The sequence below is a fragment of the Sinorhizobium sojae CCBAU 05684 genome, assembly GCF_002288525.1.
GTDB classification, from domain to species: Bacteria; Pseudomonadota; Alphaproteobacteria; order Rhizobiales; family Rhizobiaceae; genus Sinorhizobium; species Sinorhizobium sojae.
Genome location: NZ_CP023068.1, coordinates 1,074,930 through 1,096,540 on the forward strand (window position 1 = coordinate 1,074,930; position 21,611 = coordinate 1,096,540).

Consider the following 21,611-nt stretch of genomic DNA (forward strand, 5'->3'; position numbering starts at 1 on the left):
ACTTGCGCGTGTGACGCTACCCGACACGTCGTATTTGCGCGAGCAGTTTCTTGCGGAAGACTTCCGCGGGCGTTCGGTAGCCTAAGCATTTCCGCGGTGTCGAGTTGAGCCGGTCGCAGATGTCCCTGAGCTCGCCGTCGCTGATCGACAGGGGATCGACCTCTCTCGAAAGCCATTTGCGAACCCGGCCATTGGTGTTCTCGACCGTGCCTTTCTGCCAGGGCGACTGCGGGTCACAGAACCATGTCTGCGTTCCGATGCCAGCCTGCAGATAGGGCCATTCGCTGAACTCAGTGCCACGGTCGAAGGTGATCGAGCGTCGAGCAGCGTGGGGCAGGGGTTGGAGCACCTCAATCAGCCCGTCCATGATCGGCTTGGATTGCCGGTCGTTGTTGCGCAGGAAGACAGCAAAGCGGCTGACCCGCTCCACCAGTGACGTCACGTTGGCCTTGCCGAACTTCTTGCGAAACTGAATGAGATCGCACTCCCAATGCCCGAACTGTTTGCGTTCGGCGACAGTATCAGGACGGTGAAGAATGTTGAGTTCCGGGCTGAAGCGGCGACCGTGACGCCGTCGGGCATGCCGCGGTCTGCGTCTCGCACGACGCTCCGGCAGGTGCCGCCACAGCTTGATGGCCTGGCCGTCTGCGGAATAGGCGAACTTGTAGATCGTCTCATAACTGACGCAAATCGGATGGCGCTCCAGCCGCATGCGGCCGGCGATCTGCTGTGGCGACCAGCCATGCATGATGCGCTCGACCACCGATTGGCGCACATGGACGAAGCGGGCGAGCTTGCGCAGCTTGGCTCTGCGTTCACGTGCCATCTCGTTGGCGGTCACGCAATAGTAGCCGCTGAGATCCGGCATCTGCGCATCCTCAAACGCATTGCGCTTGAGCTCGCGGAAAATCGTCGAACGATGCCGTCCGAGCTTCTCGGCGATGACCGTGGCGCTGAGGCCGGCCGCTCGCCAGCGAGCGATCCTGCGACGTTCATCCATATCGATCTGGGAGTAGGTGCGTCTCATGAGCATTCCTTGCGAGTGATAACCCATTGGTATCTATCGCAAGTCGCACTTCATCCTTGAACCCACCTCGCTACACCTCAAAATCGCGTAATCTATGTTATGGAACAGGGGTGCGATTTCGTCTGTGTTGCTTTTTGCGCCTGAACCGCCGATTACACGGTTGTGACTTTGCTCGCATAGAGACCGTCGTTCTCGTCGGCGATATCGCTCTCCTAAACGAGGTCGTCTGCGCGTCTCTTAAATCCTTGGATCGCGAGTACAACTTGGCATTCCGCGCCGTCTCATTGACGTGCCCAATAATCGTCGATCAGGCTGATAGTCACTGATTCAGCGATTTGCTTGGGGCGGTGCATCGACCTTGTACACGTTGAAGCCCGGCATAAAGAAAGACCCTGTGCGACGCTGGGCTCTCCCTGACCGCATCTTCTTCGGAAATGGTGCGTGTGCCATTCTCGCCGGAGTGTTTGCAGGAAGCACCCCTCCCTGGATCGTATCATCCCTGGCGAAGGCTTTGCGGGAAACCATATCTTCGTGACCGACGGCGTCGTCGCTTTCGACCATCACGGCTATTCGCTTAGGAATCGACTGCTGTCGTATCATACGAGTGGATGGGCGAACCGATATCCGGAAGGTTGGAATTGCCGCCTCGAGCATGTCAGCTTCAATCTGCTCGATAGACGCGATCTTAACGACAACAAGATGCTCGGGCCCGAACAGTATCTCCACGACCCGATAGTTCGTGCCCAAAGGTTCCTTGATCGAGTGAACCATATGGACCCGAGCGCACGAGCACGCGCCAAGCACCGCGTTCACATCGCTGTCTGATTTGTCAATTTCACCGATTATCGAATATTCCATCGGCGCGCAGTGCCGCATTCGGGCGGGTTATCCGAGTCTCTTCCTGTTTCGACGATGCGCGAGCACGCGCCATCCGGGATTTTACTATGCCATTTGCAATCCGGCGTAGGTGCGGGTTCGATCGCCGTCTGTTTTAGTTAGAGTCTTCGCAGTATAGCCTTATGCACGCCGTATTTTCGTCATGAAAGTTAGCATTATCCCGGCCCGACGAGCACTCAGGCTGTTCTACTAAGTCTTAGTCAGGACAATGTATTTATCGGCAGTCACCCTTTCAGGGATACTGACGATGAATATTGTTCGGATCAGAGAGGTATTTCGTTGAATTACTCTCACCCAACAATGCCTTTGCTTGACGCGGAAAGGTTGAGCCACTCAGTCGCCTAAGGCTAGGATTTTTTAGATGAATTCAAGAGCTCTGACCGAGCCGATCCGCTTCTGGGCGCGACAGCAATACAACCGTACCGACCAATTATGAGGAGGCCGTTGATACGACTGCGGACACATCCCGCTTGCCACATCGAGTTGGCGGGCGCCGATGCGATGAAAGACCAGCGCGTGACCAGTAAGATGTGGTTTCCGTCGGGAGTGAATTTGCATGAGATTTCGGCTTGCCACCCGCCTTACTGCCCCGTGGTCAGAGTCTTGATGATGATCAGGAATACAACGTTCGACAGAGCTTCATTGGGTTATACTATATGAAAAGTCCTTCGCCGCAGATTCGATCACCGCTCGCCCGAGCCTTGCGCGAGATCCGCCCGGGTCTCATCGCTGCCGGGGGCATCTCGCTCTTCGTAAATCTTCTCATGTTCGTGTCTCCGCTGTACACGATGCAGATCTATGATCGTGTGCTAACGAGCCGCAACGAAGTCACGCTCGTCATGATCTCGCTGATCGTGGGCGTGCTGCTGGTGACCTATGTGGCCCTCGAACATTGCCGGAGTCGTATCCTGGTGCAGGCCGGCGTGCGGTTCGACCGGCTCTTGTCCGGCCCCGCCTTTGAGGCGGCGCTCTCCTCTGCGCTGCGTTCACGTGGATCCCATCACGCACAGACCCTGCGCGATCTCGACCTCATGCGGGAGATCCTTTCGGGCGGCGTTATGATGGCACTGATGGACGCACCCTGGGCCCCGATCTACCTCGCGGTCTGTTTTCTGCTCCACCCGCTGATCGGTATTGTGGCCCTGGTTGGCGCAGTGGCTATCGTGACGATCGCGTTCGTGAATGAGCGCGCCACGAAAGGTTTGCTCATGCGAGCCTCGGTCACAAATATTCGCGCGATCGACAGGCTGGGCTCCTCTTTGCGTAACGCAGAGGCAATACGGGGGCTCGGCATGGGGTCCGCTGTCCAGTCGCGGTGCACCGGCCTCCGCCAGGAGGCGCTCAGTTACTCCGTCGGCGCGGGCGAGCGCGGGGGAAGTCTTCTCGCCTTGTCCAAGTTCCTGCGTATGGCTCTTCAGATCTCCATGATGGGCGTAGGCGCGTACCTGGCTATTAACCAGGAGATCTCCGGGGGTGTCTTGTTCGCGGCGTCGCTTATCATGGGGCGGGCGCTTGCCCCAATTGAGATGATGGTGGGGCAATGGAAAGCTATCGTGACCGCGCGCGGCGCTCACACACGCCTCGAGCGCATCTTCGAAGAGAACCCGCCCACTGCCGGACGCATGCATCTGCCCGACGCTATGGGTACGGTCTCCGTCGAGAACCTTGGCGTCCGTGCCCCCGGCACGAATACGCCGGTCGTCATCGGCGCGACGTTTACGCTGAATGCCGGAGAGGTCGTCGCCCTTGTGGGGCCATCAGGCTCTGGCAAATCGTCGCTAGCGCGAGCGCTTGTGGGTGCCTGGCCCCCGGCGCAAGGATGCGTGCGCCTCGACGGCAACGATTTACGCCATTTTAATCCGGACCAACTTGGCTCCGCGCTCGGCTACTTACCCCAGAATGTCGAGCTGTTCTCGGGTTCCGTGCGCGACAACATCGCGCGCTTCCGGGCAGACGCGGCCGACGCACAGGTGATCGAGGCGGCAACACAGGCCTCCGCGCACGAGTTGATCCAGTGCCTTCCCGACGGATATTTGACCGATCTCGGTGAGGACGGGATCGGACTATCAGGTGGGCAGCGGCAGCGGGTCGGTCTTGCGCGAGCCCTGTTCGGCAAGCCGAGTTTCGTCGTGCTCGACGAGCCTGATGCCAATTTGGATGGCGATGGCAATCGGGCACTGGTCCAGGCCATCGAAAGGCTGAGGAGCGAACGAAAGACTGTTGTGATCGTGACCCACAGGCCGAACTTCCTCGCCGTCGTGGACCGAATTATCATCATGCAAGAAGGGCGGGTGGCGCAGATCGGCAGTCGGGATCAATTGCTGCCCTCGCTCATTGGCCCCAATGTAGCGTCGGCGCAGCGGCGACCCGTCTGGGAGGGGGAGCGTGCCGGATCGCCGGCATTAGCCTCGACTCCCCTACACCGGCCGCGCGTCGATGCATAGCGCGAGGTTAACAATGAAGCCTGACACCTCTCAACGAACCACAGCCATGGCGCGCGGGCGCGAACTCCTCGTGCAAGCTGCCCGTTCGAACGTTGCCGCCGCCGGTACAAGGGCGGTAGGTGCAGTTCTCTTGCGTAAAGGACGGGTGGATCGAGCCGCCTTCCCGTCGGTTTCCGAGCAGCCAGATATTGCTGCCCCAACCCACGAGCCGGCGCACGCAAACCTCTCCGGCGACTGGGGCAAGCCGGCGCGGATCGGGTTGGGCATCGTCGTGCTGACCTTCGGTGTCCTCGGCGGATGGACCGCTCTGGCAAGGCTTGACAGCGCGGTGATCGCTTCGGGTACAGTCATGGTCGAAACGGACCGCAAGGCAATTCAGCACCTTGCGGGCGGCATCGTGCGTGAGGTTCTCGTCTCGCCCAATGCGCATGTGAGCGAGGGGGAGGTGCTCGTGCGCCTTGACCCCACCGAGGCGCGGGCCGAGGGGGAAATAGCGAGGTCCGCCGTTTTCTCGCTGCTTGCCGAAAAGGCTCGGCTGCAAGCGGAGTTGGACGGGGCCGACATGGTTACCTTCCCGCGCGAACTCACGCGCGCTGCGAACGCGCCCCTTGCCCAACGCGCGATGCAAGATCAGTTGCGTTTGTTCCTAAAGCGACGCTTGGCCCGTACCAACGACGTTTCTATTCTACAGGAACGCATCGCCCAGTCCGAACAGCGGATCGAGGCCTTAGAATCCCAACACGAGGCTGTCCGCTTACAGATCGAGAGCGTCACGGAGGAACACGACAAGCTGGCGCCGCTGGCCGGCAAGGGCATCATTCCGGTTACGCGACTAATCGAGCTCAAACGGCGGCAAGCCGAACTTCAAGGTCAGCTGGGGGCATTCGTGGCGGACATGGCTGGTGAACGCCACACGATCAGCGAGGCGCGGCTCCAGATCGAGCAAGTCGGGCGTAAGGCCTTTGAGGAGGTCTCGGCACAGCTTGCCGAGACCAGCGCGAAGCTGGCAGACGCCGGCGAAAAGCTCCACGTGGCCGATGACGTGCTCAACCGCACCGAGATACGCGCACCTCGCTCCGGGCGGGTCGTTGGCTTTAATGTCCACACGATAGGAGCCGTCGTTCGCCCGGGCGAAACCTTGATGGAAATCGTTCCCGACGACGACACTCTGATCGTTTCGGCGAAGATGTCGACGGTGGACATCAACAATGTTGTCGAGGGCCTGCCTGCCGAGATCCGACTTCCTTCGTTCAAGGCCCGCTCGACTCCAATCGCGATCGGAGAGGTAAAGGCGGTTGCTGCCGACGCGCTTCATGACGAAGTGACACGGGAGCCCTACTATGAGCTCAAGGTTTCCGTGCAGGTGTCTAACTTTCCCGAAGAAGTCCGCGCAAAGCTCCGGCCCGGCATGCCGGCGGAGGTGATCGTCGCTACCGGCGAAAGGACCGTGTTGTCCTACCTGACCCAGCCGCTGACGGACGCCTTCCGGCTCGGCATGCGCGAGAACTGAGGCCTTGTACTCGCCCACTTCCTGCGCTTGAGCACTTCTTTGACAGGATCTGGACGGACCGCAGCGACGCCAATGGTCACGCCGATGCTGCATGCCTTCCCTAAGGTGAAGCATGCAGCAATTGGAAGCGTCTGCAGCGCCTTCTTGCCGCACCACCACACGAGCGATCATCCGAGGCCAAAATTTCCCCGCGCGACCCACGCCCGAGTTGACTTCCACTTCATCCTGTGGGCTAGCCTTTTCATGGTTCTCGGTCGACGGGCGGAGAAACCGATCCCGCTCCCGTCAAGCGAGTTGGCGACCGTGGATTGGAGGAACGCACGTGCATCTTCGTCATCAGATCGTCGCCCTTGCCATCGTCCCGCTGATCGTTGCGATCCTGACGATCACCGCCTTCATCACCTGGCAATCGACGACGCTCGTTGAAAGCAGCATCGACACCTTCGAAAAGAACATGCTGAAGGCGAAGGAAAACGAGCTTTTGAACCTCACCAATCTCGCCCTCTCGGCGATCAACGAGGTCTATGCCAAGGCGGGCCCCGATGACGAGGCGGCGAAGGAAGAGGTCAAGGCGATCCTCAAGGGCCTCGACTACGGCCAGGACGGCTATTTTTTCGTCTATGACTATGACGGCAACAATCTCGTTCATCCTCGACAGGATTTTCGTCCGGGACGCAACTGGCTCGGCCTGGTCGATCCCGACGGCGACCGAGTCATCGCCAATCTGATCGCCAAGGCGAAAGAAGGCGGCGGACTCCATCAATACAAGTGGGAAAAGCCCTCCTCCGGAGAGCTTGCCGACAAGCTCTCCTTCGCCGCCGGGCTCGGCAAATGGAAGTGGATGATTGGAACGGGCGTCTATCTCGACGATGTCTTCGCGCAAACCGAAGCGGCAAAGGCGGATCTCCGGGAGAACATCCGCATGACCTTTCTGGTCGTGACGCTGATCGCCGTACCCGCAGTGCTGCTCGTCTTCGCCACCTGCATGCTGGTGACGCTGCGCGAACGACGTATGGCAGACAATAAGCTGAAACAGCTGACGCAGCGCATCATCGACACACAGGAGGAGGAACGCGCGAGGCTCGCCCGCGAACTTCATGACGGAATTTCGCAGAACCTGGTCGGCGTGCGCTATGCAATCGACCTTGCGAGCCGGCAGGTCAAGAACCGCAGCGAGGATGCTTCCAAGGCGATCGACGTCGGCGTCGAGGCCTTGAACGGTGCGATCAAGGAGGTTCGGCGGCTTTCGCACGAATTGCGGCCGCGCGTGCTCGACGACCTCGGCCTTACGCCGGCGCTGAAGGCGCTCAGCGAGAATTTCACCGAGCGCACCGGAATAGAGGTGGACATGGAAGCCTCGTGGCGCGACATGTTGAGGCCGGAGGCGAGCACGGCCCTTTACCGCATCGCCCAGGAAGCCCTCAACAACATCGAGAGACATTCGGAGGCAAGCCGGGTGGAAATCAGGCTCTGGAGCGAAAGGACGCGCGTCAGGATGACGATTGCCGACAATGGCAATGGCTTTGCGGAAGAGGAAGTGAAGGAGGGTCGAGGCGGGCTTGGCCTGCGCAACATGCAGGAACGCATGGCGCATTTCGGCGGTCTTCTGCTCGTCAAGTCGGGACCTGAGGGAACACGTCTGACCGCGATGCTGCCGAAATCGGCAAATCACGAGCCTGAAAGACGGTCGGAGGCTGCATGAACCCTCAGCAACCGATCAAGGTCCTCTTGATCGACAACCATCCCCTGGTTCTGGACGGCCTCAAGGCGCTGCTCGAAACCTATAGCCATGTCGAGGTGGTCGGCACGGCGGGCCTTGCTCGCGCCGGCCTCGAGGTTGCCCTGCGCACGCAGCCGGACGTCGTTCTGATGGACATCAACATGCCACAGGTGAACGGCATCGATGCGATCGAACTCTTCCAGCAGCAACTGCCTGGCATACGCGTCCTCATGCTTTCGATGCACGACAGCAGGGAATATATCTCGACGTCGGTTCTGAGAGGTGCGCGAGGCTATATCCTCAAGGATGTCTCGACCGAGGAGATCGTTGCAGCGATCGAGGCGGTCGCGCGCGGCGAGACCTACTTTTCCTCCGGCGTCTCGGACGTGCTGATGGAGCGCAAGCCCGACGAGAATGCCACGCCGCTTACCATCCGTGAGCAGGAGGTGCTGCGTCTGCTGGCCGCCGGCCAGAGCAATCGCGACATCGGCCAGGCCCTCGGCATTTCGGCAGCGACGGTCGAGACCCATCGCAAAAACCTGAAAAAGAAGCTCGGCATCGCGACGACCGCCGGGCTGACGCGATACGTCATCGAGCACGGACTCAACTGACCGGCCTACCCAGTTCTGGGTATGCCATTGAATTTACATAATATTCCTCCTTGCGACCGCGGGTTCCCGGGCATACCAATTGCCGCGACGACCGGTGGCCCCAAGCCGCCCGTCATCGGGGAGGATGTTCAATGCCTGTTTTATTGTCGCTATCTCGCGTCGTGGACGCGATGAATACCCATGTGGGCAAGGCAGTCTCGTGGCTGCTTCTCGCCGACGTGCTGATCAGCGCCCTCAACGCGATCTCGCGCAAGCTGTTCGACCTGAGCTCAAACGCCTGGCTCGAGGCGCAATGGTACCTGTTCTCGGCCGTTTTCCTGGTTGCGGCCGGCTTCACCCTGCTCAACAACGAGCATGTCAAGGTCGACCTCGTCTATGGTCACCTGCCCCGGCGTGTGCAGCTTTGGATCGAGGTGCTGGGAACGGTCTTTTTCCTGATGCCCTTCTGTCTGATCACGATCTATCTGGCGACGCCGATCTTCTTCGCCAAGTTCACGAGTGGTGAGATCTCCAACAATACCGGCGGCTTGGTTCTCTGGCCGGTCTGGATGCTGATCCCGATCGGGTTCGGACTGTTGGCGCTGCAGGGCTTCTCGGAACTGATCAAGCGCATCGCCATACTTCGCGGCGACATGCCCGACGCGATCGCGCTTGCCGACGCCGAAGCCAACGCCCTCTAGATCAGGATCTCGTCACATGTTCGCTTTCTTTGCGGAAAATCTCGCGCCGATCATGTTCCTGTCGCTGATCGTCGTGCTTCTGATCGGCTACCCGGTCGCGTTTGCCCTCGCCTTCGTCGGTTTCGTCTTCGGCTTCATCGGCATCGAAATGGGCCTCTTGCCCGCGAGCCTCTTCGGCGCCATTCCCGACCGAATCTTCGGGCAGATGTCGAACGAGACGCTGCTTGCCATTCCCTTCTTCACCTTCATGGGGCTTATTCTCGAGCGAAGCGGAATGGCCGAAGATCTTCTCGATACGATCGGGCAGCTCTTCGGACCGGTCCGCGGCGGCCTCGCCTTCGCAGTGATCTTCGTTGGCGCGATCCTGGCGGCGACCACAGGCGTCGTTGCGGCCTCGGTCATCTCCATGGGCTTGATCTCGCTACCGATCATGTTGCGCTACGGCTACGACCGGCGCATCGCCGCCGGCACCATCGCCGCCTCGGGAACGCTTGCCCAGATCATCCCGCCGAGCCTCGTGCTGATCATCCTGGCCGACCAGCTTGGTCGGTCCGTGGGCGACATGTACAAGGGCGCGCTGGTGCCGGGTCTCCTGCTCGTCGCCGTTTATGCCGGCTTCATCGTCGTCATGTCGCTGCTGCAGCCCAAGAGCGTGCCGGCGCTGCCGGTCGAAGCCCGGTCGCTCCGCGGCGTCAAGCTCGCACGCAAGGTGATGACGTCCCTCATCCCGCCCCTCGCTCTCATCTTCCTTGTGCTCGGGACCATCTTCATCGGCCTTGCCACGCCGACGGAAGGCGGCGCCATGGGTGCGGTCGGGGCGCTGATGCTGGCCGTGTTCAACCGCCGCCTCGATCTGACGATCCTGCGTTCGGCGCTCTATGCAACGGCGAAGCTCTCGTCCTTCGTAATCTTCATCCTGCTCGGCGCGCGCGTCTTCTCGCTCACCTTCTACGGCGTGAACGGCCATATCTGGGTCGAGCACCTGATGACGTCGATTCCCGGAGGCGAGCTTGGCTTCCTGATCGCCGCCAACCTGCTCGTATTCTTCCTCGCTTTCTTCCTCGACTATTTCGAGCTGGCCTTCATCATCATCCCGCTGCTGGCGCCGGTTGCGGAAAGTCTAGGAATCGACCTCATCTGGTTCGGCGTGATGCTGGCGATCAACATGCAGACGAGCTTCATGCACCCGCCATTCGGTTTCTCGCTCTTCTACCTCCGTTCGGTCGCACCGGCTCGTGCCTATCGCGACAAGGTTACCGGAGAGACCATTCAACCGGTTACCTCCGGGCAGATATACAGGGGCGCCCTGCCGTTCCTCGGCATCCAGTTGGCAATGGTCGTGCTCGTCATGTCCTTCCCCGGTCTCGTGACCCACTACAAGGCCGGCCAGGTGGAAGTGGACCCGTCTAAGATCCAGCTCGACGTGCCGATGCCTGGAGACGCGGAAAGCAATCCCTTCGGCACGCCGGCCGCGCCCTTCGGCTCGGAAGAGGGCGGGACGAGCCCCGATCTCTCTTCGGTAGACTTCGGCTCGCCCACGCCGGATTTCGGCGCCCCGCAGCAGTAAGCACCCAACGACCGAGTCCGGCTGCCGCTTCGCGTGGCGGCCACCCGCAAAATCAGCCATCCAAACTGAGGAGGACCACGCATGACGCATACTCTCAACAGACGAAACTTCCTGTCAAAAGGCGTGCTGGCCGGTGTCGCGACCGCCGCCGGCTCGACGCTCGCGGCTCCGGCGATCGCCGGGGAATTGCCGGCGCTTCGCTGGCGCCTTACCTCGGGCTTCCCGAACAATCTCGACACGATCTACGGCGGCGCCGTGGTGATGGCCGAGACGCTGTCGAAGATCACCGAAGGCAAATTCCAGATCCAGGTGTTCCAGGCAGGCGAGATCGTGCCGGGGCCGCAGGCCCTCGACGCTGTGAACGCCAACACGGTCGAGATCGCGCACACGTGCGGCTACTACTTCACCGGTAAGGATCCGACATTCGCGATCGGTTCGACCATCCCCTTCGGCATGAATGCGCGCCAGCAGAATGCTTGGCTCTATCATGGCGGCGGCAACGAGGCCTATAACGCGTTTCTCGCCGACTATGGCGTCGTCGGCATTCCGGGCGGCGCGACCGGTGCCCAGATGGGCGGCTGGTTCCGCAACGAGATCAAGAGCCTCGCCGATCTTAAGGGCGTGAAGATGCGCATCGCCGGCATTGCCGGCCAGGTGATGGCGAAGCTCGGCGTCGTACCGCAGCAATTGCCGGGCGGCGACATCTATCCGGCGCTTGAACGCGGCACGATCGACGCCGCCGAATGGATCGGTCCCTACGATGACGAGCGCCTCGGCTTCTACCAGATCGCACCGAACTACTATTATCCGGCCTATTGGGAAGGCGGATTGACCGTGCACTTCTTCGTCAACAAGGCGCAATACGAGGCGCTGCCGGAGGCCTACAAGGTTGCGCTCGACACCGCCTGCAAGGCGGCAAATCTCAACATGCAGGCCATGTACGACGTCAAGAACACGACCGCGATCCGCACGCTCGTCGGCAAGGGCGTGAAACTCAGGCCGATGCCGCGCGACATCCTGGACGCCGCCTACCAGGCGACCTTCGAGCTCTACGGCGAGTTCGAGGACAAGCATCCCGCCTGGGCAAAGATCTATCCGCAGTGGAAGAAGTTCCGCGACGAGTCCTTCCAGTGGTTCCGCGTCGCCGAATACAGCTATGACAGCTACAACTACGCGGCACAGGCGGCCGGCAAGTAAGAGCTTTCATTGACGGCTCCAGACCCTGCAGCGCCGCGCATCTGATCAGACCGCGCGGCGCTGCAGCCCTTTAAATTGCTGGATGCCTTTGTCCTCAAACCGAGGCCGATTCAAGGAGGCATGCAGTAAGCCTCGAGCCGGATTACCCAGCATGATCAGAGCAGTAGCGCCGCCTGCTCGTCCGAATTGGCAAATCCGTTGTTCATTTGGCCGTCACTTCGCCCCGACTGGAACGCGCTGCGCCCGAAGGTCCAGGATCAGCCGCTCCTGCCCGACACGGATCACATGCTCCATGGCGCTACGCGCGCCTATCTCGTTCCGACGTCGGATTTCCTCGACGATGCGGATATGGGCCATGGCGACGCGATCGATTTCAGTCGCATCGGCCGTGGGGCTCGTTCGGCGGAACACGCCCACCAGGGCCGCCTCGATGAGACTTCCCGCCGTGTGCATGAATGGATTGAGCGAGGATTCGAGCAGGCTCAGGTGGAACTCGAGATCCGCCTGGGCGAGCGTTTGACCGTCATGGCCGGATTTTCCCATGGCGACGGCGAGCCGCATCATCCGGGCAATATCCGCATCGGTCGCCCGGCTTGCCGCGAGACCCGCGGCATAGGGCTCGAGCGCGAGCCGCACCTCGCAGACATGGCGCAGAAAATCCTCGTCGACGCCGGCATTGAAACGCCAGGTGAGCACGTCGCTGTCGAAGAGGTTCCAACTGGCCCGAGGCAGGACACGCGTGCCGATGCGGGCGCGGGCGAGCACAAGGCCCTTGGCGGCAAGGGTCTTCATGGCTTCGCGAAGGACGGTACGAGAGACATTGAACCGTGCCGCGAGTTCGAGGTCGCCGGGCAATATGTCGCCCACCGCAAATTCTCCACCGACGACAGCCTGTCCCAATTCGTCTACGACGAGGCGGTGGCTCGTCCTTTTGCCCGCTTGCCTGCCGAACCGTGACGGCATTTCACCCCGCCCTCCCCCTCGTCATGCGTGCTGCCTTTCAACCCGCGACAGCCGGATGATTCCCTTCTGCAAGAGGATGAAGGCAAAGAGGAGCAGGCCGATCAGGATCTTCGTCCACCAGCTCGAAAGCGTCCCATCGAAGGTGATATAGGTCTGGATCAGCCCCTGGATGAGGATACCGACGAGGGTCCCGGCGACAAAGCCAGAACCGCCGGTCAAAAGCGTCCCGCCAATGACAACGGCCGTGATCGCGTCGAGTTCGACGCCGACGGCAGCCAGCGAATAGCCGGCGGAGGTGTAGAGCGAGAAGACGATGCCGGCGAGCCCCGCCAGCAGACCCGACAGGGCGTAGATTCCGATGGTGGTTCTCGCGACCGGCACGCCCATCAGTTTCGCCGTCGCGGCACCACCGCCAAGCGCATAGACATTCGTGCCGAACCGGGTTCGGTGCGCAATCAGGATGCCGACGCCGAAGACGAGCAACATCAGGCCGCCGATCAGCGTAATCCGACCGCCACCGGGCAGCTTATAATAGAACCCTTTCAAGGTGGCGTAGAACGGATGTTTGATCGGAATGGAATCGATCGAGAGCACGAAGGCCATGCCGCGGGCGAGGAACATGCCTGCAAGCGTCACGATGAAGGCAGGCATTTCGAGGTAGTGGATAATTGCTCCCATAAGCGCCCCGAACGCCGTGGTGATGGCGAGCGCCAGCGCGAAGGCGACGAGCGGGTGCAAGCCGCCCTGCTCCAGGACGACGGCGAGAAATACGCCGGTAAAGGCGATGACCGCACCGACGGAGAGGTCGATGCCGCCCGACAGGATGACGAAAGTCATGCCGACGGCAGCAATGCCGAGGAAGGCGTTATCCGTCAGCAAATTGCCGATCACCCGCGTCGAAAGCATGTTCGGGAACTGCATGACACAGAGTGCATAGCTCAGCACGAAGATGAGGATCGTTGCCGTAAGCGGAAGATATTTCTGCTTCATTTTGCTTCTCGCTCGGTCGGTTTTCCGGCGGCGCGCGGCAGCCTCACGAAGGTGAAGGCGGTCCTGAAGCGCGGCGATTGCAGCACAAGGATGAAGACGATGATCGCCGCCTTGATGATGAGGTTGAACTCAGGGGGGAAGCCGGACAGGAGAATGCCCGTGTTGATGGCCTGAATAATGATGGCGCCGAGCACCGACGCGGCGATGCTGAAGCGCCCGCCGAGAAGCGACGTGCCGCCGACCACGACCGCGAGGATCGCGTCGAGCTCTAGCCAGAGACCCGCATTGTTCGCGTCCGCCCCCCTGATGTCGGCGGCTGCGATAATACCGGCGAACGCCGCGCAGAGGCCGGACAGCACGTAAGCCGCGATCAGGAGAACGGGCGTGAGCACGCCGGCCAGCGTGCTCGCCTGTCGATTGATGCCGATCGCTTCGATCAACATGCCGAGTGCCGTCTGACGAACGAGCAGCGCGATGAGGACACCGAAGACAAGCCAGATCACGATCGGCATCGGCAGGCCGGCAAAGGAGCCGCTGCCGATGAAGATGAGCCCCGGATGGTTGAAGGTGAGGATCGCGCCCTCGGTGATGAGCTGCGCGATGCCGCGGCCCGCCACCATCAGCACGAGGGTCGCGATGATCGGCTGGATGTCGAGGATGGCGACGAGAATTCCGTTCCAGACGCCGCAAAGGATACCGACCGCGAGCGTCGCCAGCAGAGTTTCGGCAAGCGAATGGCCGGAGGTGATCAGAGCGGCGGCGACGGCGCCGCAGATCGCCATGACGGCACCGACCGACAAGTCGATGCCCTTGGTGGCGATCACGACCGTCATCCCGATCGCAAGCAACACCACGGGGGCCCCGCGGTTTAGGATATCGATCAGGCTTCCATAGAGGCGACCATTCTGGATCTGCAGGTTGAGAAAACCCGGAAAAACCATTGAAATGGCGACGACAATTACAGCCAGTGCAATCAACTGCGGCAACAGTCGGCCGAAATAGGTCTTAACGGTCGCCGTCACGATGCCCCTCCTTCATTCGCCGCAGCAATCGCTTCGACAATGTTATGCGCGGTAATCCGCTCGCCATCGAGTTCGGCGACATGGGCACGATCGCGCAGGACGACGACCCGGGTGCTGTAGGCGACCAGCTCTTCTATTTCGGATGATATGACGATCAGCGACAGACCTTTTTCGCGAAGGCTTTCGATAAGCCTGACGATCTCCGCATGGGCGCCGACATCGATGCCCCGCGTCGGTTCGTCGAGGATCAGGAATTCCGGTTCGGTCGCGAGCCAACGGGCGAGTATGGCTTTCTGCTGGTTGCCGCCGGATAGCAGCTTGATCGGCTTTTCGCGGTCGGCGGTGCGGATATCGAGCGCGCGGATATAATGGTCTGCGAGGCGATTCTGCTCCGTACGCGAGATCGGTCGGGTCCAGCCGCGCCGGGCTTGCAGCGCCAGCACGATATTCTCGCGCACCGAGAGGTCGCCAACGATGCCGGCGGTCTTGCGGTCCTCGGGACAGAAACCGAATTTCTGGCGGATGGCGGCCCGCGGCGACGACAGATCGACCGCGCGCCCGTCGATCTCGGCGGTACCGCTATCGGCGCGGTTGGCGCCGAAAAGCACCTCCGCCGTTTCCGTGCGCCCCGATCCGAGCAGGCCGGCAATTCCGACCACTTCACCGGCGCGCACGTCGAGGTCGAAGGGGTCTATGTGTCCGCGGCGGCCGTAGTTGCGGAACCGGTAGCGCAATTGCCCGTCGCCCGCCGATGGGTGGTTGGTGTGAATTTCGTCCGCGAGCTCGCGGCCGATCATCATCGTGATCAGATCGCGCCGGTCGAGATCAGTCGTCTCGCGCGTGCCGACGAGTTGACCGTTGCGCAGTACGGTGGTGCGATCGGATATTTCGTAAACCTGTTCGAGAAAATGGGTGATGAAGATGATGCCCAGTCCGCGCGCCTTCAAGCGCCTTACGATGCGGAAAAGCATCGCCACTTCATGCGCGTCGAGGCTAGCGGTCGGCTCGTCGAGGATAAGCACCTTGCCGGACAGGTCGACGGCGCGGGCGATCGCCACGACCTGCTGAATCGCCACCGAATAGCCGGCGAGATCGCGCGTGACGTCCAGATCGAGTTCATACTCGGCAAGCAGTTCGCGCGCCATCCGGTTCATTTCCCGGGCGTCGATCATGCCGAACCGGCGTGGCTGCCGCCCCAGGAAGAGATTCTCGGCGACCGTGAGGTTCGGCAGCAGATTGACTTCCTGGTAGACGGTGCCGATCCCCAGTCTCTGGGCGTCGAAGGTGTCGCGTGGGTCGATTTCGGTGCCGTCGAGCAGGATGCTGCCGCCGTCGCGTCGATAGGCGCCGGTCAGGCACTTGATGAGGGTCGATTTGCCGGCGCCGTTTTCTCCGAGAAGCGCGTGAACTTCACCGCGCCGCAACTGGAAATCGACCTTGTCGAGAGCCTTCGTACCTGGGAAGCCTTTCTCGATCCGGACCGCCGAAAGGATATTGTCGCTGGTGCTGTGCATGGATACCGTCTCATCATTACCGCCCCGCCCGGGGAGCGGGCGGATTAGGATCGGCCCGCGCCGGGGTCGACGCGGGCCGACAGCGAGATCAGTAGCCGAGCCCCTTCTTTTCCTCGTAGACCTTCATCGGATCGTCAGCCTGGGTGTAGAGCTTCGATTCCGTCTGGATCCACTTCGGCGGCTCCTTGCCGTCCTTGAGGTAAGCGTCGAGCGCGTCGAAGGCGGGGCCTGCCATGTTCGGGGTCAGTTCGACCGTTGCGTTGGCTTCGCCTGCGGCCATCGCCTGGAAGATATCCGGAACGGCGTCGATCGAGACGACGAGAATATCCGTGCCCGGCTTCAGGCCGGCTTCCTTGATCGCCTGGATCGCCCCGACGGCCATGTCGTCGTTATGGGCATAAAGGGCGCAGATGTTCTTGCCCCCGTTTTCCGCCTTCAGGAAGCTCTCCATGACTTCCTTGCCCTTGGTGCGGGTGAAGTCGCCGGTCTGGCTGCGGACGATTTTCAGATTGTCATGGCCGGCAAGCGCCTCCTCGAAGCCCTTCTTTCGGTCGATTGCCGGAGAGGACCCGGTCGTGCCCTGGAGCTCGACGACATTGCAGTCCTTGCCGGCAACGGTGTCGACGAGCCACTTGCCCGCGACATTGCCTTCGTGAACGAGGTCCGAGGTAACCGCCGTCAGATAGAGATCATCGGAAGCGTCCACCGTGCGGTCGAGCAGGATGACCGGGATTTCGGCGTCCTTTGCCTCCTGCAGCACCTCGTCCCAGCCGGTGGCGACGACCGGCGCAAGCAGAATGGCGTTGACGCCCTGAGCGATGAAGGACCGGATCGCCTTGATCTGGTTTTCCTGCTTCTGCTGCGCGTCGGCGAATTTGAGGTCGACGCCGCGTTGCTCGGCCTGCTGCTTCGTCAGCGTCGTCTCAGCCGCGCGCCAGCCGGACTCCGATCCAATCTGGGAAAAGCCGACGACAAGTTCGGCGGCCGAAGCGCTGCCGACCATGCAGGCGGCAAGGATCGTGGCACTCGCGAGTGCTTTACGAAAATTCATGATTTCCTCCCAAAGAAAGCTGCCTCCATGCAGCTGGGGACAAAAAATCATATAATATTACTTTTGTAAACTCTCATTTGCGATCATGCACACTCTTCTACCAGATTGATCAAGGAGCTCTTCAATCAGCCGGCGCGGTGTGCGTTCAAGATGAAGCGTCAATGGAGGCGCCGAAGTCGGCGCCTCACGCTCGATTGATAGTCGGCAGAAATAGTTCCACTTCGCGTTGCCGTTCAGGGCTCAGCGTCTCGACGTAAAGTTTCCAGAACGCCTCCGCCTCCTCCGGCTCGGATTCCCATTCGCGAACCGACGTCTGGTTATCGTCGATGACAACCCGGCGGTGCCCGCCGAGACGCAGGTACTCATCCGCCAGTCTGCGCGCGTTTGTCAGCTCCATGGCTGTCCTCCAGGTGTTGTCCCGGACGCCCGTTGCATCTCTCCTCAAATCGGCCTCGATCCAAGGAATCACGCAGCAATTCATGGTGCTCCCGCGACCTATACACGTTCAGGCGGCCGCGGCCGCCTCTGCTGCACATCGGAACGAACCCCGATCCGGACGTCTCCGGGAACATGCAAGTGTTATTGTTATACGCGTTTTGCCTCGTCGAAGCGAGGTTCGTCCCGGCGCCGGTGCAGCGACAGCCATCCGCTCACGCCGATACGGGCCTCCACATCCGCGTAATGCGCGAAACTCCCATGCGGCGTTTCGGCCGCAGCGGCGTGGGCTCCGGTGATGACAACAATCTCGGCGCCGGCGGCCCTGCCCGCGAGGATACCGGCCGGAGCGTCCTCGAAGACGAGGCAATCCTCGCCGGACACGATGTGCGCGGAACCGGGATGCCCGCCGCGGCGAGCCGGCGCGTTGCCAGTTCGAGCGGCGCCGGCGTCACGATTGCCCAACGCACCGGCGGCAGAGAGCCGAGGAAGGCGATCGCGCCAGGTATTTCGACCACACCCTCGACATCGGCGATTTCAGCTGCCGTAAGCTCGCAGAGGGCGTAGAGTTGGTTTTCCGCTAAACAACGCTATGCCCTCTAAATGCCAAACTTAACTCAAACTGGCGCATTCTTAAGTGCGGCTCGCTCCATCGGAAGTATGCCCCACGCGTGCTTCTACTTTAGCCGCGACACCTGGCTCTTGGAGATACCGCTCATCCCCACCTTGACCGGATTATCAACCGAGCGCGTCGAGATGCCTTGAATGTAGGCTTCCTGAATGACGACTCATCCGCAGGGCCCGAACCACCGTCAAGTCTGCTTCATCTATCATCCTTTCCGATGCCCTTATCAGGGTCTTAATCCGCCCGTAAGCTGAGGCCGTCCTGCGTGTCGAAGAGGTGGATCCGCGCGGGCGGCACGCAAAGCGCGATCGTCTCACCAATGCGCACGCCGGTCTGGCCAAGGCTGTGCACGGTCACCTTTGTGCCGTCGCTCATCGTACCGTAGAGGTAGGATTCGCCGCCGAGTTGCTCGACGCTGCGCACCTCGACAGCGATAGGACCATCGGCGGCCGGCTGCATCTCAGTCGGGCGGATGCCGAGCGTAATGTCCTGCCCCGGCCGGTGGTTGAACCCCTCCTCGGGGATCACCACCCGTTCGCCCGTGGGCAAAAGCACCACGCCGCGATTACCCTCGTCGATCCTGCCCGTGAGGAAATTCATCTTGGGCGAGCCGATGAAGCCCGCAACAAAGAGGTTTCGGGGCCGGTTGTAGAGTTCCAGCGGCGCGCCGAACTGTTCCACCTCGCCAAGGCGCAGAACGGCGATCTTGTCGGCCATGGTCATGGCTTCGACCTGGTCGTGGGTGACATAGATCATCGTGTTACCAAGGCGACGGTGCAGCGACGCGATCTCGCCGCGCATGTCGACGCGCAACTCAGCGTCGAGATTGGACAACGGCTCATCGAAGAGAAATACCCTGGGCTCACGTACCACGGCGCGCCCGATGGCCACCCGCTGGCGCTGGCCGCCCGACAGATCCTTGGGCCGCCGGTCCAGGAGTTGGTCGATCTGCAGCATCTTCGCGACTGAGTCGATTTTCTCAGCGATTTCGGCCTTGGGTGTGTTGATGTTCTCGAGGCCGAAGCTCAAGTTCTGGCGCACCGTCATGTGCGGGTAGAGCGCGTAGGACTGGAATACCATGGCAAGGCCCCGGTCAGCGGCGGCGATGTCGTTGACCACCTCGCCGCCGATGGCGATCTCGCCGCCCGTGATCTCCACGAGCCCCGAAATCATCCGCAGAAGCGTGGACTTGCCGCAACCTGACGGCCCCACGAAGACGCAGAACTCACCATGTTTGATGTCCAGATCGATGCCCTTGATCACCTCGACCGAGCCATAGCTCTTGCGGACATCCTTCAGTTGGATACTGCTCATGTTAGACCCTCCCTTTCCCCTCGCCGGTCATTTTCCGCCGGTCGACGCAATGCCGGTGGCGATGTATTTCTGCAGGAACATGAAGACGAGCGCGATCGGCAGCAGCGTCAGCACGGTCATCGCCAGCAGGTTGCTCCATTGCGTGGACATCTCGCCCTGGAACGAATTGAGCGCCAGTTGCAGCGTAAAGTTCTCGGTCTCGCTCAGCACGATCAGCGGCCAGAGGAAATCGTTCCAGCGCCACATGATCGCAAGTATTGCCAGCACCGCGATGGCGGGCGCCGAGAGCGGTAGGATGATGCGCCAGAAGATCTTCCACTCGCTGGCCTTGTCCATCCGCGCGGCGTCGAGGATCTCATCGGGGATGGTGATCATGTATTGCCTGAGCAGGAACACCCCTGTCGGTGTAGCCGCGCCAGGGATGATCACGCCCCAGAGACTGTTCAGCATCCCCAATTCGTGCGTGATCAGAAAGAGCGGCACCAGAACCACGGTTTGCGGGATCATCAAGGTGCCAATAACCAGCATCAGAACCGTGGTCCGGCCGCGGAACCTGTACTTGGAGAGCGCGAAGGCTGCCATTGAATTCACCAGCAGCATGATCGCCGTGGCCATCACCGTGATGAAGGTTGAATTCCATAGGTAGCGCAGAAAGTCGAAGCGCTCGAACAGCTCGGTGTAGTTCTCGACCGCCAGCGAAATCCGCTCGATCGGCTGCCAGTCGGCCACGTTGACGCGCAGCCTCTCGTGGGGCGAGGCCGGGTCAACCATCTGCGCTACCAGCCCCACGCGGCGGACCATCGCCAGTTTCCGACCCTCATGATCGCCGCCCACGATATCGAACAGCGCCAGCGGCTGATCGTATCCCTCCACCTTGACCGTTTCCTGCGCATAGGGCAGCAGCCGCGGTGGGAAGCGTTGCAGGTCGGCCTCCGTCTTGAACGAGGACAGCACCAGCCAGACCACTGGACCGAACATCAAGACGATGCCCACAAAGAGATATCCATAGGTCAGCCAGTCGGTCCAATCCATCCGGCCCTTTCCGGCGCGGGTGCGGGTCATGAAAGACATGATCTTACCCATCAACATTCCTCCGATTAACCCAGAGCTGCACTCCGGTTAGCACCGCCAGAACCAGCGCCAGCAGGATCGAAGCCGCCGCAGCCAACCCAAAGAGGCGTGGCGCCCCGGAAAAACCGGTCTGATAAATATATTGAATGATGAAAGTCGTTGCAGAACCTGGACCGCCGCCGGTGAAGGCATAGACCTCGTCAAAGGTCTGCACGCCCTTGATCAGCGCCAGCACCAGTACGACCAGCATGGTTGGAGCGAGCAGCGGCAAAGTGATCTTGCGGAAAGTCCGCCAGGGGCTCGCGCGATCCATCAGCGCGGCCTCGTAGACATCCCCCGGGATCGCCTGTAGCCCGGCCAGCAGGATAAGCGTATAGAACCCCATATGCGCCCAGACCGACAGGAACACCGACCAGGCAAAGGCCCATTGCCGGTCCAATAGCCACAACACAGGCATATAACCCATGGCCTCGAGCCCCGCGTTCAGCACGCCGTTACGTTGCAGGATCCATTTCCAGATCAGCGCCACCACCACGGGCGACAGCAGCACAGGGAAGAAGAAGACGCCGCGGAAGAAGCCGCGCGCGCGGATATCGCGGTTCAGAACCAGCGCCGTCAGCAGAGAGAAACCTACCATCAGGCCCACCTGCAGCACCACGAACAAGACCGAGTTCCAGATCGCCCGCCAGAACAAGTCGCGCTCGCAGGAATTGGGGTCAAAGACATTCTCGCAATTGGCGAGGCTCTGGAAATTCGCAGCCCCGACAAATGGCCGGGCACCGAGCAGCACCTGGTCGCCCCCCGTCAGCGCATAGAGAAAGTTCAAGATGATCGGCAGAAACGCAAAAACGCCGAAAAGAATGAGGTTGGGCGCGAGAAACAGCCAGGCAAGGCGTGGGATTCCGAGGCGGCTCTGCACGAAGGCGAAGGGAATCTCGACGATCCGCATGACCGGTGCGACAATGGTGTACAT

18 protein-coding genes and 1 pseudogene are annotated in these 21,611 nt (G+C 61.1%); 7 read left to right on the forward strand and 12 right to left on the reverse strand.

The features are described from left to right. Positions 1-16 precede the first annotated feature (16 nt). A complete protein-coding gene (locus SJ05684_RS22630; protein ID WP_014857614.1) occupies positions 17-1,027 on the reverse strand; it encodes an IS30 family transposase in 1,011 nt (336 codons plus the stop codon). Between the two features lie 327 nt (positions 1,028-1,354). After that, entirely contained in the window at positions 1,355-1,885 is a 531-nt protein-coding gene (locus SJ05684_RS29760) for a hypothetical protein (RefSeq protein WP_157211997.1), read from the reverse strand. A gap of 695 nt (positions 1,886-2,580) precedes the next feature. On the opposite strand from SJ05684_RS29760, the gene SJ05684_RS22640 reads away from it, so the two are divergent. From SJ05684_RS22640 to SJ05684_RS22670, 7 genes are all read left to right on the forward strand, one after another. Then, the gene (locus tag SJ05684_RS22640; protein ID WP_034857686.1) at positions 2,581-4,368 is read left to right on the forward strand and encodes a type I secretion system permease/ATPase; all 1,788 of its coding nucleotides are present in this window, start codon (positions 2,581-2,583) and stop codon (positions 4,366-4,368) included. Positions 4,369-4,381: 13 nt separating this feature from the next. Further along, on the forward strand, positions 4,382-5,878 hold the full coding sequence (locus SJ05684_RS22645) for an HlyD family type I secretion periplasmic adaptor subunit (protein ID WP_244426693.1): 1,497 nt from the start codon (positions 4,382-4,384) through the stop codon (positions 5,876-5,878). A gap of 322 nt (positions 5,879-6,200) precedes the next feature. After that, complete coding sequence (gene mctS / locus SJ05684_RS22650) at positions 6,201-7,580, forward strand: two-component system sensor histidine kinase MctS (protein ID WP_034857674.1); 1,380 nt, start codon at positions 6,201-6,203, stop codon at positions 7,578-7,580. Beyond that, entirely contained in the window at positions 7,577-8,209 is a 633-nt protein-coding gene (gene mctR, locus SJ05684_RS22655) for a two-component system response regulator MctR (protein ID WP_034857673.1), read from the forward strand. Before mctS ends, mctR begins: the two co-directional genes overlap by 4 nt. 131 nt (positions 8,210-8,340) lie before the next feature. Further along, positions 8,341-8,889 (forward strand): TRAP transporter small permease subunit, encoded by a 549-nt coding sequence (locus tag SJ05684_RS22660; RefSeq protein WP_034857671.1) that lies wholly within the window; start codon positions 8,341-8,343, stop codon positions 8,887-8,889. 16 nt (positions 8,890-8,905) lie between these two features. Next, positions 8,906-10,456: a TRAP transporter large permease gene (locus SJ05684_RS22665; protein ID WP_034857669.1), complete on the forward strand. Its 1,551-nt coding sequence runs from the start codon at positions 8,906-8,908 to the stop codon at positions 10,454-10,456. A gap of 81 nt (positions 10,457-10,537) precedes the next feature. After that, positions 10,538-11,653, forward strand: coding sequence for a TRAP transporter substrate-binding protein (locus SJ05684_RS22670; protein WP_034857668.1), 1,116 nt, complete (start codon positions 10,538-10,540; stop codon positions 11,651-11,653). A gap of 213 nt (positions 11,654-11,866) precedes the next feature. Here the strand turns inward: SJ05684_RS22670 and SJ05684_RS22675 are convergent, their stop codons facing one another. The 10 genes and pseudogenes from SJ05684_RS22675 to SJ05684_RS22720 all read right to left on the reverse strand — a co-directional run bounded on the left by SJ05684_RS22675 (position 11,867) and on the right by SJ05684_RS22720 (position 21,611). Continuing rightward, on the reverse strand, positions 11,867-12,616 hold the full coding sequence (locus SJ05684_RS22675; protein WP_034857666.1) for a FadR/GntR family transcriptional regulator: 750 nt from the start codon (positions 12,614-12,616) through the stop codon (positions 11,867-11,869). Between the two features lie 21 nt (positions 12,617-12,637). Further along, positions 12,638-13,606, reverse strand: a complete 969-nt coding sequence (yjfF, locus tag SJ05684_RS22680; RefSeq protein WP_034857665.1) for a galactofuranose ABC transporter, permease protein YjfF — start codon at positions 13,604-13,606, stop codon at positions 12,638-12,640. Continuing rightward, entirely contained in the window at positions 13,603-14,628 is a 1,026-nt protein-coding gene (locus SJ05684_RS22685; RefSeq protein ID WP_034857663.1) for an ABC transporter permease, read from the reverse strand. The genes yjfF and SJ05684_RS22685 overlap by 4 nt, the downstream gene beginning before the upstream one ends. Further along, the gene (gene ytfR / locus SJ05684_RS22690) at positions 14,625-16,142 is read right to left on the reverse strand and encodes a galactofuranose ABC transporter, ATP-binding protein YtfR (RefSeq protein ID WP_034857661.1); all 1,518 of its coding nucleotides are present in this window, start codon (positions 16,140-16,142) and stop codon (positions 14,625-14,627) included. The genes SJ05684_RS22685 and ytfR overlap by 4 nt, the downstream gene beginning before the upstream one ends. A gap of 88 nt (positions 16,143-16,230) precedes the next feature. After that, positions 16,231-17,193: a galactofuranose ABC transporter, galactofuranose-binding protein YtfQ gene (ytfQ, locus tag SJ05684_RS22695; RefSeq protein ID WP_034857660.1), complete on the reverse strand. Its 963-nt coding sequence runs from the start codon at positions 17,191-17,193 to the stop codon at positions 16,231-16,233. A gap of 184 nt (positions 17,194-17,377) precedes the next feature. Continuing rightward, the gene (locus SJ05684_RS22700; protein ID WP_034857659.1) at positions 17,378-17,590 is read right to left on the reverse strand and encodes a hypothetical protein; all 213 of its coding nucleotides are present in this window, start codon (positions 17,588-17,590) and stop codon (positions 17,378-17,380) included. 188 nt (positions 17,591-17,778) lie between these two features. Next, positions 17,779-18,179: pseudogene (locus tag SJ05684_RS30560) on the reverse strand (HAD family hydrolase); the annotation flags it as partial. A gap of 308 nt (positions 18,180-18,487) precedes the next feature. Continuing rightward, the gene (locus SJ05684_RS22710; RefSeq protein WP_034857656.1) at positions 18,488-19,567 is read right to left on the reverse strand and encodes an ABC transporter ATP-binding protein; all 1,080 of its coding nucleotides are present in this window, start codon (positions 19,565-19,567) and stop codon (positions 18,488-18,490) included. Between the two features lie 27 nt (positions 19,568-19,594). Beyond that, complete coding sequence (locus SJ05684_RS22715) at positions 19,595-20,650, reverse strand: carbohydrate ABC transporter permease (RefSeq protein ID WP_034857654.1); 1,056 nt, start codon at positions 20,648-20,650, stop codon at positions 19,595-19,597. Further along, positions 20,643-21,611, reverse strand: coding sequence for a carbohydrate ABC transporter permease (locus SJ05684_RS22720; RefSeq protein WP_034857653.1), 969 nt, complete (start codon positions 21,609-21,611; stop codon positions 20,643-20,645). Before SJ05684_RS22720 ends, SJ05684_RS22715 begins: the two co-directional genes overlap by 8 nt.